The sequence below is a fragment of the Gilvimarinus sp. 1_MG-2023 genome (genome assembly GCF_030548285.1).
In genome coordinates, this window is the sequence record NZ_JAUOSC010001790.1 from 1 (window position 1) to 234 (window position 234).

The window sequence follows — 234 nt, forward strand, 5'->3', positions numbered from 1 at the left end:
GCCAAACCGTGCTGCTTAACGGCACTAATAACGACCCTAACTCCAAAGCAGTCCATCAGCGTTGGAAAAAACGACACCAAGGGTCAGCTCGCATCAGTGGTTCCAAAACCGCCGATATGAAAGCCGCCATCGTCGAACACTTTCAAAGCGACCAGGCCAGCGTGCTGATTTCCACCGAAGCCGGTGGCGAAGGGATAAACCTGCAGTTCTGTTCGGTACTGGTCAACTACGACC

At 53.4% G+C, this 234-nt stretch carries 1 protein-coding gene; it reads left to right on the plus strand.

Annotated features, from left to right (window positions below; all coding sequences use genetic code 11):
• Positions 1-234: helicase-related protein (locus tag Q4563_RS22870; RefSeq protein ID WP_303606184.1), on the plus strand; the 234-nt coding region annotated here is incomplete at both ends.